Annotated in this window: 10 protein-coding genes; 1 reads left to right on the plus strand and 9 read right to left on the minus strand. The window is 33.7% G+C overall.

What is annotated here, in order from left to right:
• Nucleotides 1–90 precede the first annotated feature (90 nt).
• The gene (locus LQ622_RS11640) at nucleotides 91–840 is read left to right on the plus strand and encodes a hypothetical protein (RefSeq protein ID WP_239775168.1); all 750 of its coding nucleotides are present in this window, start codon (nucleotides 91–93) and stop codon (nucleotides 838–840) included.
• Nucleotides 841–1,008: 168 nt separating this feature from the next.
• Here LQ622_RS11640 and LQ622_RS11645 read toward each other — a convergent pair whose 3' ends face one another.
• Genes LQ622_RS11645 through LQ622_RS11685 form a run of 9 tightly spaced genes read right to left on the minus strand, consistent with a single transcriptional unit; the run spans nucleotide 1,009 to nucleotide 15,391 of the window.
• Nucleotides 1,009–2,397 carry an N-acetylmuramoyl-L-alanine amidase gene (locus tag LQ622_RS11645; protein WP_239775170.1) on the minus strand — a complete coding sequence of 463 codons (1,389 nt, stop codon included), beginning with the start codon at nucleotides 2,395–2,397 and terminating at the stop codon, nucleotides 1,009–1,011.
• A gap of 53 nt (nucleotides 2,398–2,450) precedes the next feature.
• Nucleotides 2,451–2,738, minus strand: coding sequence for a phage holin (locus LQ622_RS11650; RefSeq protein ID WP_179926234.1), 288 nt, complete (start codon nucleotides 2,736–2,738; stop codon nucleotides 2,451–2,453).
• A 13-nt stretch (nucleotides 2,739–2,751) separates the two neighbouring features.
• Nucleotides 2,752–3,138, minus strand: a complete 387-nt coding sequence (locus tag LQ622_RS11655; protein WP_048542392.1) for a hypothetical protein — start codon at nucleotides 3,136–3,138, stop codon at nucleotides 2,752–2,754.
• The gene (locus LQ622_RS11660) at nucleotides 3,138–3,599 is read right to left on the minus strand and encodes a hypothetical protein (protein ID WP_228097489.1); all 462 of its coding nucleotides are present in this window, start codon (nucleotides 3,597–3,599) and stop codon (nucleotides 3,138–3,140) included. Before LQ622_RS11660 ends, LQ622_RS11655 begins: the two co-directional genes overlap by 1 nt.
• 40 nt (nucleotides 3,600–3,639) lie before the next feature.
• Nucleotides 3,640–3,927, minus strand: coding sequence for a hypothetical protein (locus LQ622_RS11665; RefSeq protein WP_239775172.1), 288 nt, complete (start codon nucleotides 3,925–3,927; stop codon nucleotides 3,640–3,642).
• Nucleotides 3,928–3,969: 42 nt separating this feature from the next.
• Nucleotides 3,970–4,125, minus strand: coding sequence for a hypothetical protein (locus LQ622_RS11670; protein WP_239775174.1), 156 nt, complete (start codon nucleotides 4,123–4,125; stop codon nucleotides 3,970–3,972).
• Nucleotides 4,118–8,866, minus strand: a complete 4,749-nt coding sequence (locus tag LQ622_RS11675) for a phage tail spike protein (RefSeq protein WP_239775238.1) — start codon at nucleotides 8,864–8,866, stop codon at nucleotides 4,118–4,120. The genes LQ622_RS11670 and LQ622_RS11675 overlap by 8 nt, the downstream gene beginning before the upstream one ends.
• Nucleotides 8,867–8,885: 19 nt before the next feature.
• Nucleotides 8,886–10,373: a phage distal tail protein gene (locus tag LQ622_RS11680; protein WP_239775176.1), complete on the minus strand. Its 1,488-nt coding sequence runs from the start codon at nucleotides 10,371–10,373 to the stop codon at nucleotides 8,886–8,888.
• Nucleotides 10,374–10,387: 14 nt separating this feature from the next.
• The gene (locus LQ622_RS11685) at nucleotides 10,388–15,391 is read right to left on the minus strand and encodes a phage tail tape measure protein (protein WP_239775177.1); all 5,004 of its coding nucleotides are present in this window, start codon (nucleotides 15,389–15,391) and stop codon (nucleotides 10,388–10,390) included.
• Nucleotides 15,392–15,415: the final 24 nt, after the last annotated feature.

The raw sequence follows: 15,415 nt of genomic DNA on the forward strand, positions 1-15,415 counted from the left end.
TATAGATATACAGTGGTATCAACACTCTTTGACATGTCCGTATTAATTGGATAATATCAAGTCAAATATAAAAATAATTATAAAAAGGAAGTGTTTATTATAAACATTATTTTAAGTACACAACAACATGGTTATATTTATGAGCATGGTGCTGAATTATTTGGAGCAATAATAACTGCATTAGCCTTTATATATACTTTTAGAAGAATATATAAAGAAAACGAAAAAGAAAATGAAACTGAAAATGAAAAAAATCAAAAAACACTAATAATGATTGATTTAATAAGTGGGAAACATATAGATAATATTGAACATATAAAAAACCAACTGAATGATGTAAAAGTTGGAACTACTTTGCAAATAGGTTTAAACGGTGTAAAACCAGCTTACCAAATAGATTTGAATGATATAGATAGTCACAATATTATGCATACAAAAAAAGTTTATTATACACGTTCTTTCGATAAATATCATATTTTAGAAAGTTTTAAAAGAATAAAAGAAAATAATACAACACAAATAATTAAAGAATATAAAGATGAAATAACAAAAATACTTAGTAACCAACATTTAAATTTGAATCTAAACTCTTTAGATAAAATAAATAATAAAATAAATAATTTAAGTGAGTTACTACAAAAATTAAAAGCACTAGATCGATTTATTGAATTAGTAGAACATTCTGCAGATGTTGAAATGAATGACCCACGAGTAATAAAAAGTGAAAAAGCAAATGAAAATAAATCGAATGACTTTCTCAAAGATAGAATAAAGGATAAAATAGAAGAATTAGACTCAATAATGGAGTGCTTGGAAAAAATTCAAAAAAAATTAGAATAAATTCAATATTACTTTATTGAAATTTGTTCATTCGCATTCATTACAATACTTATTTACCTATCTAATTAATAAAAAATAACCCTATCTAGTTTCCGCTAGATAGGGTTTAATAATGTACGACGGTTCAGTCGTAACCAAGCTATAGCTAATTACATTTTATCACATTTGCTACTTCCATTTAATTTTACCGTACAACTTTTTCTCATTCTTAATCTTCTCTTTTTTATCTGTCACTTCACCTAATGTCGTATAGAAATAGCCTGCTTTAGGATTAGTTGGATACTTAAATTTGGCCATCCAATATTTCTTTTTACCTTTTGTAACTTTTATTAATTGAACAAAGTCGAACCAATCTCCTTTTTTAATCCATGAACCTTTATTTACTACATTCTTATCATCTGATAAACTAGCTGATTTTCTAACCTTAATAGCGGTGTTTGCTGTAAATTTACCTGGCCAATTCCATGTATTCTTTTTACTCTTACCTGCAGGCGTTCCACCTATTGGCTTACCATGTATACCCTCAGCTATACGTTTAGTAAAGTCTTGTAGATTATTCTTGATATAGTCCATATCCTTTTTAGATGTGATGAACCCTAATTCAACTAAACGATAGTTAATATTTTGATTATAAGCTACGTTAACGTTGAGTAAGTCATTTCTAGTTGTTATACCCCTAATTGTCCCTACAGTTTCTTCTAATGCTTTCTGTATGCCTTTATCAATACTATCTGCTGCATAGGCATTTTTGATGACATGGCCACCACTAGCGTTACCACTCGACCAATCTAAGTGGAACTCAATTACCGCATTAGGTTTAAGTTTATTCTTAACCCAATATAACCCGTAGTTCTTCGTATCACCACGATTATATCCATATGCTGTATCTTGGTACATATCTTGCTTTTTATCGTATAACGTTACTGTATGACCTGCTGAACGTAAGTATTTTGCAACATTATCGATAATGTTTTTTCGGATAAAGTCACGTTCATTAGTACCATTACCAACCGCACCTGGATCGCTATAACCATGACCAGCAACAAGAACAAATTTTTTCTTAGTTGCTTTAGCTTTAGGTTTAACCAAATTAGCCACTTTCTTCACAACTGATGGTGATTTAGCATAATGCGGACGAATAAACCACATTGGAAAGTCGTAAGTATGCCATCGTCTAGTTGCTCGTTCCCAACCAGGCTTACCATTTACCCAACCTCCACCAAGCCAATTGTTTTCAATAACTTGAAATTGCGATAAATTTGCTTGAGTGACGACTGCAACATGTCCGCAACCTTCGCCCCAATTACCATTCCAAACAGCTAAATCACCTGGCAATGGTAAGAATGAAGTTGTATTTTCATGTACCGTTGCATAACCCGTGAAATTATTATCTTTAGGAATATCTTTTGCATATAAACCATATAATTTACGACCTGTTACATAATACCAATACTTGTTAGCAACATCATAACATTGATAGCCATACGCTAAATCAAAATCTACAAACGTCCCTTCCATTGCATTGATATATTTAACCGATTCTGCTTGTGTCTTCATTTATTCACCTCATTAAAAAAGGGTGGCCCCTAATTGAGCCACCCTAAAATATTTTATTTATTTTGCAATCCATCTATTGGCTCTTCTGTAACTGGTGCATATCCTGTAGCTTTAGCCATTTTCTTTTGTGCCTTATACTTGTTCGTTTTCTCTTGTCCCCATTTAGCTTCTTTAGTGAAATTATTGTTCTTCCACCATGCTATTAGCGACACAATACCAGTGATCACTGTACTGATTGTTACCTCATCTACTGGTATAGGCGATATACCATTTAACGCTAACGCTTGGTTTACCCACACCATCACTAATAATATTGTTCTAATAATTGTCCCTGTATCCATTTATATTGCCTCCTTATTTAAATAAGACCTGTATTAAAACTGGCACAAATCCACCTGCCCCAAGTCCAGCTGTAATTATTGTTATGAGAAACTTGTTTCTATCTACAACACCTGCTTGTTGGCTTTCTTGGACTCGTTTTAATTCAGTTTCAATACTGTCTGTTTTCTTTACGTAATCTATTAATATGGTATTGACCTCTTTTAAATCATCACGAATACCTTTCATATTTTCATTTATTGGTTTTTGTCCTTCTATAAATGTTCGTATTGTTAAATTCAAAGCATTAAAGTTCTGATCGTGTTTATCTTCTACTTCGTTTATTCTTGCATGTAATTTACCTTTATCTTTCTCACGGCGTAGTTCATCTTCATAATATTTCTCTGTTGTTAGATAGTTCATTACTTACTCTTTTCTTGCTTCATTTCAGAAACGTTTTTGTAAGCTAATAGTGCAGTTGCACCACAAAAGATAGAAAAGGAAAGATTCATAATTGGCGTGACTAAATTTAAGCCACTGTCAAAACCAGCCGTTGAGAAAATATAATAAAAAGGACATGCTATTGCATATCCCCATGCAGTCAATCTATAAAAACTAATACTTGTTTGATGATATGGTAGTTTGATTCCTGCAAGAATAATTAATATTCCAGCAAGTACAAATGGAATGCCCCAAATCGTTAAAGGCATCACCTTATGCATAGCTGTGTAGAGTTCACTTTCGTATTGTGCTTTCTCAGCAAAAAGAATCCAATAGCTACCTCGAACAATACAACATATTCCAAAAGCGAAATCCCACGCAATTGCGTAAAAATGAAAAAAGTTTAATCCTTTTCTGCCCGTCATTAAAGCACCTACTTTCATTAGAATCTAAAAGCACCTACATTAGTAAGTGCTTTATGATCTACTCTGTTTCTTCTGTATCTTCTACGTAATTCTGTCCGTCTTGTTGTTTTTTAGTACGTGAGATTGTTTCTTCAACGTAATAAGTGAATGTGTTATTACCAAAAATTGTTGCTAATGTGTTTTGGACTGTACATGCCGTCTTAGCGTCTGCTTCGTTTAAAAACTTATGCGCATTTTGAGGCGTACCTCCCCTATTAAAACCGTTGCCATAGTTCTTGATCAAACAAGTTTCTTGTCCGTTTTGATCACGCTCTACTAAAAAATACTGTTTGATGTTCATTTCCATTTAAAACACTCCTTTTAATTTTTTTATATATAAAAAAGCGCCTTACTCGTTTTGAGAAGGCACTTGATTATCTTGATTATTTTGTTCTTGAATAATTGCTTTTAACATTGCGTTTTCCTGTGTTAGTGATGCAACCTCTTGCGTTAAATAATTAATAACTAATTGCGGGTTTGCTTGCATTTGATTATCTTCATCCATTTGTATTATCCTCCAATATTTTTACTTTTTCATTTAGTTGCTGTATTGCGCGTAACGCCCAACTCAACATTTCGTTTGTATTAACTCCATCGCCAAAAATAAATTCAGACGGTGTTTTATATCCATCGCCAATGACCGGACCATGTTGAATTAAACCTCTTTCATCTTCTTTGTATTTATAACTGTACAGCTGCAATTCATCGCTAATGACGCTTAATGCGTCATAATTCCAAATTTTGATATCTTTTTTAAATTTTGCACTAGAGGCTTTTATAAAATCTTCTGCTCTAATTGGTTTGTATCCAATACTTCCGCCATTATATAGAAGATTATTAGTAACTCTAACTTCGCCTGTTGATGTACCTAAATACAGATTGTTACCTGTATTAACTCTGATAGTATTAGCTTGAATGTCTCTACATTGTAAATCTTTATATTTTGGGTTTCCGCTGTTATAACCTTTCAGGTCAGTAACGCGCAATGTACTATTTACCATTGCATATAAATTGTCGTTTTTAGTTGCCCAATCACCATATAAATTACGAGCGTAAAAATCGCCACTACCAATGTCACCATTGTTATTAGTTGCGTAAACAAAATTGGTTTTGCTAGATTTATCAAATCGAATGCCACTACCGTATGTTGAGCCACTTGTCAACGACCCGTAAGTTAAAACGCCGTCGGTATCAGTTGCATTATCATTATCTTTAACCCACATTCTAAATTCATTTCTACCAATCCTCGAATTCCTCATTGGTCTAAAATAAACCGAAGCTGTTTCACTCTCAATATTTACTGTCGTGTTAGCGTCTAAAATAACTCTGTTAGTTGAAGACGATAAAGCTACTACGCCATTAGCACTGTTTAATGTTACACCTCTTGCTGTCGAATAAGTGTAATCAAAGAATTGTAAAGTACCAGATGATTCAGAACTTTCGCCGTCCACAAATGTTGAAATGCCAAAATCTGAATAATATAGCGAACGTTCTCTTGTGTTATTTCTAAACCTCAACAATCCATTTTTAAATCTTGCGAATACAAAATCATTTTGAGTTTCACCACGCCAAGTTCTTGTGAATTTACCGGATAATTCAATTAAGTCATTTTTAATAGATACATAACTTGTACTGTCACCACCACGAATGCCGACATTATTTACATTGATATCTAGACCTTCTGGGGATAAATTAATCTTGTTTATAATCTCGTTATATCCCACTTTATTATTTACATTGGCAACTAAAACACTAAAATTACTATTGGCTTGAATATCAACTTTATCACCTTTGATTTTTACACCATTTGGACCAACAACATGTGAAGTTATCGAACCATTTTCATCATATGTTAATGTGAGTCCGTCGGTTGTATTTACTGTTAAATCAGCTAAAACTCTGGATAACGTTTTTTTACTATTATTTAATTCATCTTTACTAGCCTTCAAATTAATTTGCTGCCCATTTTGTTCAATAGATGTTTCCATTGTAATTAAGCGTTTGTCTGTGTCTTTGTCTGACGGTTTCCAATCGGTATTTTTGTTTCCTTCGATAACTTGAAAACCTGTAACCGCAAACTTATTGTTTGCTGTACCTTTAGGCGTTACCAAATAAATGTTTGTTAATGGTTCAACTGCTGTAAATTTAAATTCGTATCTTTGCCACTCGGTTAACGCGTCAAAAGTAATATTTCCCCAACGTGATTTCCCTTCTTGCAATCTTACTTTAGTTCCGCCGGACAATATTTTTATCCATGCGCTTAATACATATTCTTTGCCTATTTCTAATTTTACGTCATTTTGCGCTATCCCTTTTTCAATATTACTCACATCATCTGCTTCAACTACCGCTACCTTTTTAAAAGTATTTGGCAAGTCTTGCATTGTTGTATCAATAGTATTAATTGGCGTTGATTTACCAACACTTCTCCAACCTAGCATGTCAAAACCAAAATCACTGTTCGCAACTAAATTTCTTGTACCTATCTTCATATTATTGTATTCATTCAATGTAACTCTATCTCTAATTTCATTACCTAATTGAACACGTTCCGAATCAGCATTATTTAACCGACTGACTACATTGTTCATATCTGCCGTATACTGCGATTGAGATACTTTGGCAGCTATTTGACTAGGCAAGACATCTAATGATGCTTTTTGCTCGTTTATTTGCGTCTGCATAGGCGTTAAATAGTTATCATATATCTTAGTGACTTCTGTGTTATCAGCCTTTAACTTGATACCGTCTTTTAGGACAGTAATGTCTGCCGATTGTGTTTGAACAGTAGTTTTAATATCAGATATTTGCTTGTCGATATCTCCTGGTGCAGGCGTCCAATCGGTAGCCATATTTCCTTTTTCTAATTTAACGTTTGCTATTGCTACTTTCATATTATTGAAAGCTGTTGCCTTACCGATGTAAAAATTGGCAACACTAGCAGTTGGAACAAAAGTAAAATCATATTTTTCCCAGTTAGAAGTAGTATTAAATTCTTTAGTCTGAAATTTCATACCATCTGTTCCATTTTTACCTGTTTGAAACCTTATTCTATTATCTCCTGATATTGATTTTATATAAGCGCTTAGGGTATACTCTTTACCTATTTCTAAATCTATGTTGTCTTGCGCCCACCCTTTTTCTGCCGAAGCGTCACTCGACTCAAATATAGCAACTTGACCTGTCGTTATTGATAAATCATCACTATTTATCAATGTGTTCGGTGGACTACTTGCACCATAACTACGCCATTTTTCAGTACCTTTTTCAAAATTACTATTCATAAGTAAATTCCTGCCACCAACTTGTAACCCATCAACTTTCTTAGTTACCGATTCAATGCCTGTGCTTAGTTCTTCATTCGTGTTTGTGATGCGCTGATTGGTTTCTGTGATGCCATTTTGTAATTCTTGTAACTTCGCTGCATTATCTGCTGACATATCATTCATTGCCGATTCAAGCGTCGTTCTCATATCCTCCAGCATTTGTTGATTAGGAATATCTGCAACCAATTGCCCTGTTGCTTCGTTAAACGTGCCACCAATAGCGTCTGCAACCTTTTGCATAGCTTCATTATATTTTTCTTCTGTGTATTGTGATTGCAATAACTTAAATCTCTGATCTATTGCAATTTTTGCATTTTCTAAAGAATTATAAAGTGATTGCATACGTTCGCGGTAAGTTAAGAATAGCGTTTGTGTATCAATCAATTTCCCAATGGTAGCTGTTTCTAGTGTCATACTATCAAGATTATTTTTGATTTGGTTAAACACGCCAATTGTGTCATCTAATTTAGAGTTAATTTCATTTTTTAAATCCGTATCAACAAAGTATTCACTATTGATGACTTCATATACATCACTTAATAACTTACTGTGTTGTATGGATAAGTTAATGAACGTATTAGATAATTCACTGTACAATGCTTTTTCTCTTGTAATACCACCAATTTTTTCAACATCGTTTACAGAATGTTCGCGCCACTCACCATTCCAATAACGCCACAAGACAGCTACATCTGGGTTTGATGTATCATACCATAACATATCGTTAACCGGGTTTTCTGGCGCCGTATCTGACTTGATGATTTTCTTTTCATAATATTCAAGTTCTCCACTAATCGTGTCTTGAATAATCGTGTTGACGTTTGATATATTATCATGCATCTTTTGTCTAATATCTGATAACTTTTTATCGAATTCATTTCTTAATTCGGACTCTCTATATTCTTTATATTGACCAAATCCGTACGTACTTTCTTCAGCGAGCATATCGTATTGTTCAGATATTACTTCTGCTTCAACATATAGTGGAGGTGTGAAATCCCTATTTTTAATTCGTACCATATCACCTAGATGTGTAACTTCATGTTTAAAGACTTTACTGATATCTGTACTTGTCACCTCATAGCTGATTAGTTCTGACTTACGTTTATTAAGTTCCGTTGTACCTAACGTCCTCAAACGTGCTTCAGTCATATTCTGATCGTCTGATTCCGGCTCATAAATGCCCCATGAATAACGGCCAGGTAATCCAAAGTTTTCTTGAGCTTCATCATCTGTAACGACAAGTTCAATTCGACTACCATCATCTTTTTCTGGGCCAACACATAACAAAGCTGTTTTTACTTCTGAAAAATCAACAGTACGTTTTAATCCAATTAAATCTTTTCCGTATGTGATTTCTTTACCATTAAACATCGGATTACGTTCTCTTAAAACAACGAATCTGCCTTCTACAGTGTTGTTGCCAAGTTCAATGTAATAGTCTGCCATCATGCTATATGTTGTACATAACTGTAAAAGGACCTCGTACCTTGTTTGGTATGAAGTCCATGATGTAGTTCTTATGCCACCATATTCAGTTTGGTCAGATACTTCCCAACCTGTGTCTTTTAAAACATCGGATAAGGCTTGTCTTGTTGTCATCTTACTAAGTGTACTTGGTCCATAAGGCTTTGCTTTTGCCAAGTCCTCAAAGTAAGACGCTGTAGTTTCAATTTCGGTATAACCGTCTATATCCTGTGAAATATGTTCAATAATAAATTCTCTATACTGTTTGTTGCTATCCTGAATAATAATTCTATTCTTCTTTTGTAAATGCTCTGTCCTGTCAGATAATATCGTGAAATCAAACGTTTCAGTTCTGTCGTTAATATCTCTATTATGTTCTGCCCTTATAATCGCACTATCTGACTGTGAAATAAAATCAATGATTTGTCCTTCGAAGTTCAAAACATGAATCAATCTATTCACCTACCCTTCCTTATAAATATCTATCTTGCCATTTAACAGTTGTATCAAAAATACCAGTAGGGTAAATCACCAATTCACTAACACCATCTTTTACATTGAAAAAATCACTACCAAAAGTTTTCTCACTTAAAAATGGTTCTTCATTAACTAAAACATTTTTGGTTGCTGTGTCAATCATGATGTCATCACCTGCTTTAATAATCATATCTCTAGCACCGACTGGTTTAGGCAATAATTCTCGCGTATATGTACCTAAAATATAAATAGGCATGACAGGATAGTTACCATTTTTCGCACTATATATGGATAGACCAATGACTGGCCTTTGATAGAAATTACCTCTATCAATGAATACTTTTTCATGTTGATCAAATGCAACTTTCCTTAATGGATATGGTATTTCTCGATACTTCCATGTTTTTACACTAAACTGATTACCGATTCTTGTTAACTTGATATATACAACAAACTCTTTAATTTTGTACAATTCTGGATTGTTTTTATAACTGTAAATTGTTTGTTGCGTACCACTTTGATTGAATAACGTTACTATTATACGCCCAATTGCTTGATTTGCATTTGGATTAGTATAACCTATACTAGCAATAACACGATTATCAGAATCATAGATATACTGCGCAAATCTTGCAGCTCCTTTATTTTTTTGATCAACTATTATTTTTACAGTAGTTGTAAAATCTTGAGCTTGTTTGCTAAACGCTTTTTTATACATAGCGCCATTCCATCCACTACCCGAAACCGAATCTTTATTTAAAATAAAGCTTTCTTTAGATGATGATTGAACCATACTCCCTCCAACTAAACCGCCTAATTGACTATCTGAAAAATCAATTGTTGATTGTTTGCTCCAACCCGTGAATGAACGCATCTCATCTTGTAATATTAATGGTGAATAATCCGTCAACTTTTTATTAACATCATCATCACCAATCATAAAATAATCTTCATCACCATTAGCAATCATAAAGTAGTTAGCATTTTTAAGCGCTCTTGCTTCTACAATAATCGGCGTGTCTGCAGTACCACTATTAACTACACTGACTTGGTCAGAAATGGCTGTATTTTGATTACCTGTGTCTTTGTATTTATAAGGGTCTGAAAGCACAACTGATATATTGAAGTTTACGATACCCCTTGTCTCTTTCGGTAATTCAATAGGTCCGTCAAAATATGCATTCCAATACCAATCTTTTGATTTAAATTGTAACTTAACCGCTTCAGCATAATTAAAAAATTTTGTTAATATTTCTAATATTTCATCATGAGATTTTATACCGCCTGGCGATAAATTATCATTGCGAACAATCAAAGGTAATTCAAATTCATATTCATTCAAACCTCTATACTTTAGAACAGATCCTGCTCTACCACGTACACTTTCTCGTTCTGAAACAAAATTAAAAGAGGGTATTTTAAACCCTCTTGCTACAACAAGCCAATCAATTTTCTTTCCATTTACTAAAATAGTATCAAGCATTCATACACCTCCTATTATGTTGCTAAATTATATCTATTTTTTCTTGATTTAGTTCTTTCATATTTCTCAATCAATTTAAACACTTCGCTTTCAAGAGAATATTTATCAATTACTGGCTCATAATCTTTATTTGCAATTGCTTCATTACTTGATACAAGTTTAGAAACTAAACTTAATAACATATCAAATTTCTTTTCAAGATTTGAATTACTACTACCTGAACCAGTTGAAGGGTTTGGTAAATTATTAGGTCTCTTACTTTTCGGTGAATTTTTCTCTAAATCATTAGCAGCTAAAGCTAGCAATTTCCATGAATCTTCACTACGTTTTGGATCTGATGGTATTATCCATTCTGGATATCCTTCTTCTCCTAGATGATAAAAACCGTTCCAAACCTTACCACCTGTTGCAAATCTACGACTACCAGTTGGTCCCCAACCCGAACGACCATAAGGTAAATTCCTTCTCCAATTAGAGTTATTAAAGAATGCAAGTAATTGGTCATATCCAGATTTGATGTTTCCGTGTCCTTTCATTGCATATGCTTTAAATGTACTAGGTACATATTGAAGTAAACCTTGAGCTAAGTTTGCACCAGAGTTGCCATCTTTTAATCTAGAATCTTGGGTAATACCTGCATCTCCACCACTTTCACGTTGAATTTGCGCAATAATACCATTCATCTCTTTGCCAGATAAATTTACTTTCATTCTTCTTGCTGCTCTTTGAATAGTAGAACGCCATTGTGAAGGTGCTTGTTTACCTCCACCTTTTCCAGATAAGAATTTTTCAGGATCTACAGTATTTTTATTCGTAATATCACTAGAATTTCCTTTTTCAACTTGATAATGCAAATGTGCTCCAGTTGTCCAATGACCACTGTTACCTGTTTTAGCAAATTTATCTCCTTTGTTCACACGACCAGTTTTAAGAATATCTTGTAAGTGCATAAAGAACTGAGTGAACTTACCACTTAGTAACTTAGCAACTAATCCTCCACCGTAATTGTGTAAAGTTGATACTGTACCACTTGTCGGTGCTTTAATTACTGTTCCTGCAGGAGTACCGTAGTCGATTCCAAAGTGCCTACCGCCATTAAAACCTGTAGGATAACCAGGAACAGCTGCATTCGGACTATATGGTGTAGTTTTTCCGAATTTAGTGAATGATGAACCATCTCCACCTCCACTATCTTCAAGCCATCCGCTAAATAAATCCTTTATGCCTTCTTTTAGTTTTTTATACATTCCTGCCATCATTTTTCTAGGTAATTCAGGTAGACTACCGAAATCTACACCAAAATGAGACATAACCTTATCTACTAGTTTTCCTGGATTCGATGCAAAGTCCCAAACATCACCTATAGCTTTATCAAAACCTTTTTTCAAAGCTTTGGCAGTGTCTTTAGTACCATTAATAATTTGCTTGCCAGCATTATTTGCTTGAGCCATTTTCTTACCAGCATACTTACCTGCATCTTTTTTCTTGTCATCAAGCCAACTACCTAAACTAAACCTTGGTAATGTACCCGTACTAAACTGTGGCGTATTCAAATAATTATAAGTTGCTGTTCCGTTATGAACTCTTGAACCTTTTGGCAAAATAACCTCTGTATCTGATTTAGGTGTCATTGCTAATCGTCCATTCGGATACTCAATCATTTCATGTCTAAACCCACCAGGACCATTACCAGGTCCTTTATCTCCAACTATCGCTCTTGTATGTTGTTTCAAACGACCTTGACTATCAGATAAAGCATGATTGTGTTTTACCGTACCAGTAGACAACTTAATCTTTTTAAATTTATCCATCCCAATTTTAGTAGCTACTGCGTTGACACCATCAATTAATTTGTTTAAACCTTTTTTAACACCTTTGACCATACCGCCTATATGATCCTTAATTTTCCCTACAATACCTTTTAATTTATCCCTCATTGATCTAAAACTTCCAAGCACAGCATCTTTAATGTTTCTTGCCATTCCCGTCGTTTTATCTTTTATTCCACGCCAAATATTAGACATGAAATCTCTCAATCTTTGATTGATACTTTTACTGCTAGAGAATAATTTTTCAAAATGATTCTTAACACCTTTATATAATGATGCAACTTTATCGACTGTATTCTTGCGAATCGTTGTCCAAACATCATTTAAATATTTACGTAACCTTTTGAAAATGTTAATTGATTTATCATACAATCTTGTAAAACTATTTTTCACACTGACATATAGTTTTAAAGCTATGTTAGAAATTGCATCTCTTAGCCTTTTCCATAAATTCACTGTAAAATCTCTTAATTTACTAAATATATTTTTAGAAGAATTAAACGACTTAGTAAAAGCACTTCTTATATTTGTATAAATCGACTTCACAGATTTGATAATACCGTTGCGCATAGAATCGAAAAGTTTATTTATCGTATTCCTAAGATTAGTAATGATTTTTTTACTAAAACTGAATACTTTGGAAAAGCCTCCAGTAACAGTTCTATAAACTGAAGCTAATGAATTCTTAAACACATTAACTATAAATTTCCAACCACCACTTATTAGCGATTTAAACAATTGAATAAAGACTTTTCCTGCTCCTAAAATTTTTCCAACAAGCATTAACTGTATTCCGTTCCAAATTAATTGAAGTGCACCTTTAAAGATTTGTTTAATGCCCTCCCACATCTTTCGGAAGTCTCCAGTAAATAATCCTGCAAAAACTTTAATTACGCCCATAATCACATTTAAAGCACCTGAAATAACTCCTTTGATATTATCCCAAACAGATTTAACCAGCCATTTTATGCCTGGCCAAATAACTTTCATTAGGTTCCAAATCAAAGTCATTATTGGTTTGATCACAAAATTCCAAATTGTACTAAAAACAGTCCCAATTACCTGTCCGATATTTTTAACAGCTTGTGTAATTTGAGTTCCATTTTGTTTCCAGAATGTTGATAGTTGATTGCCTATTTGTGTAGCAAAACCTTTAATAGCGTTTATAACTTGGAAAAATGTTGCCTTAACTTTATTTGCAAAGTTTGTAATTCCAACAACAATATCTGGAGGGAAAATCTTTGATAATGTAATAACACCATCTTGGCCATTGCCTTTGAATAACTGGAAAAATCCTTGCAGTGCAATCTTAGCTGCTTTAAATGTGTTCATAACACCTGAGACAGCTTTATTAACAATATTTCTGAAAGTCTCAGATTTTTTGTAAGCTATTGTAAATCCAATACCTAAAGCCGTTAATCCTCCAACAATCCACAATAATGGACCACCTGCGAAACTTATCGCTGTCCCTAAAGCAGGGAATAATCTAACAGCTGTTGCAACTTTCCCAGATAAAAATGCCATTAATCCGCCTGCTTTTGATATACCTATTAATAGAGGACCTAATGTTGTCATTGCACTTCCCATAACACTTATAAATGCACCAAAAACAAAAATTACAGGTCCTATTGCTGCAACTAATGAACCAACAACAGCTATTGTTATCTTCATACCATTTGACATGTTAGACATACTTTTTAAAACGCCTGTTAATCCCTTAGCTAACTTTACAACGATTGGCGCGATAGCATCGCCTAGCGAAATACCAAAAGCAACGACATTGTTTTTCAATATTTTTAATTGAGATGCCATAGTTTTGTATCTTTGATTGGCTTCGTTTGATAGTGCTTTATTTTCTTTCCAACCTTTGCCGGAAATTTTCACTGCTTTTCCTAATAATTTATGGTTATTGGCCATTCTTAAAATGGTATCTGATTCTCTAATACCTTTGATACCTAAATCAGCTAACATCTCAGAAAGATTGGCTCCTTCTTTTTTAGATTTGGCCAATCCACCAATAAATGTATCTAATGCTTTTACCGGGTCTTTCTCCCATTGTTTCTTGAACTCAGCTGACGAAACTCCACTAGCATCAGCAAATGCTTTTAATTCTTTGCCGCCTGCACCAACTGCTTTGTCAATCTTCTTAAGCACAGTTGTCATAGCAGTACCACCTGCTTCAGCTTCAATTCCTAAAGAAGACATTGTAGCAGCAAGACCAGTTATATCTGATTCAGTCATCCCGACTAGTTTACCTTGTGCAGCTATTCTCATAGACATGCTCATGATTTCAGATTCAGTTGTAGCCATATTGTTACCTAAAGCAACAATACTTGAACCTAATCTACTGAATGACTTTTGTGGCATATCAACGATATTGGCAAACCTAGCAAATTCTGTTGCAGCTTGTTCTCTTGTTAAATTTGTTGACTCACCCAAATCAATAATTGTTTTAGAAAAGTCTAATATGTTACTTTTCTTAATACCTAGTTGACCAGCCATTTCTCCAACTTCGGCGATATCTGTTGCTGCAACAGGAAGATTTTTAGACATGTTGATAATGCCATTAGATAATTTTTTATAATCTTTTTCACTGCCGTTAACAGTTTTTCTAACGCCTGCAAAAGCACTCTCATAATCAATCGATGCTTTAACTGCTGCACCAAATCCTGCTACAATTGGTGCAGTAACATACATTCCCATGGAACGACCGACATTTTTCATTCCGTCTCCCATAGTTTTTAATTGGGGACCGAACTTTGAAAAATTATTACCTAATTTACCAAGAGAAGTATTTAGGGCTTTTTGATGGTCTTGTAAAGACTTCATATGTTTTGTAGCTTCTTCTAATTCTCGATCATATAGATTTAATTTAGCCCTAGCTTCGTTGTATTTAGCGGCTGCCGCTTGTGTTTTAGCACTATTTTCTCCTGTTTCAGAACTTAGTTTTTCATAGTTTTGACGTAATTCTTTAGTAATTCTCGACTGTACTTGTTGACGTTTACTTAATCCATCAACTTTAACTTTTGATTTTTCTAAAGAATTATCATATCTACTAAATTTAGATAAATTCGCAGACATTTCTTTACTGACCATTCTCATTTGTCGATTTAAACCTGTGACACCTTTATTAAAGCCTGAACCGTCTAAATCAACTTTTATGACCATATTTCCAATAGGGCTTGCCATAAAAATTCCTCCTTTCCTTCTAAA

The sequence above is a fragment of the Mammaliicoccus sp. N-M50 genome (assembly GCF_022386995.1).
Classification (GTDB): Bacteria; Bacillota; Bacilli; order Staphylococcales; family Staphylococcaceae; genus Mammaliicoccus; species Mammaliicoccus sciuri_A.

Bases quoted from the DNA above. Each gene is read 5' to 3' on its own strand.
- LQ622_RS11670 (WP_239775174.1), bottom strand. From the start codon at position 4,125: ATGGATGAAGATAATCAAATGCAAGCAAACCCGCAATTAGTTATTAAT.
- LQ622_RS11685 (WP_239775177.1), bottom strand. From the start codon at position 15,391: ATGGCAAGCCCTATTGGAAATATGGTCATAAAAGTTGATTTAGACGGT.
- LQ622_RS11650 (WP_179926234.1), bottom strand. From the start codon at position 2,738: ATGGATACAGGGACAATTATTAGAACAATATTATTAGTGATGGTGTGG.
- LQ622_RS11645 (WP_239775170.1), bottom strand. From the start codon at position 2,397: ATGAAGACACAAGCAGAATCGGTTAAATATATCAATGCAATGGAAGGG.
- LQ622_RS11680 (WP_239775176.1), bottom strand. From the start codon at position 10,373: ATGCTTGATACTATTTTAGTAAATGGAAAGAAAATTGATTGGCTTGTT.
- LQ622_RS11660 (WP_228097489.1), bottom strand. From the start codon at position 3,599: ATGAAAGTAGGTGCTTTAATGACGGGCAGAAAAGGATTAAACTTTTTT.
- LQ622_RS11655 (WP_048542392.1), bottom strand. From the start codon at position 3,138: ATGAACTATCTAACAACAGAGAAATATTATGAAGATGAACTACGCCGT.
- LQ622_RS11665 (WP_239775172.1), bottom strand. From the start codon at position 3,927: ATGGAAATGAACATCAAACAGTATTTTTTAGTAGAGCGTGATCAAAAC.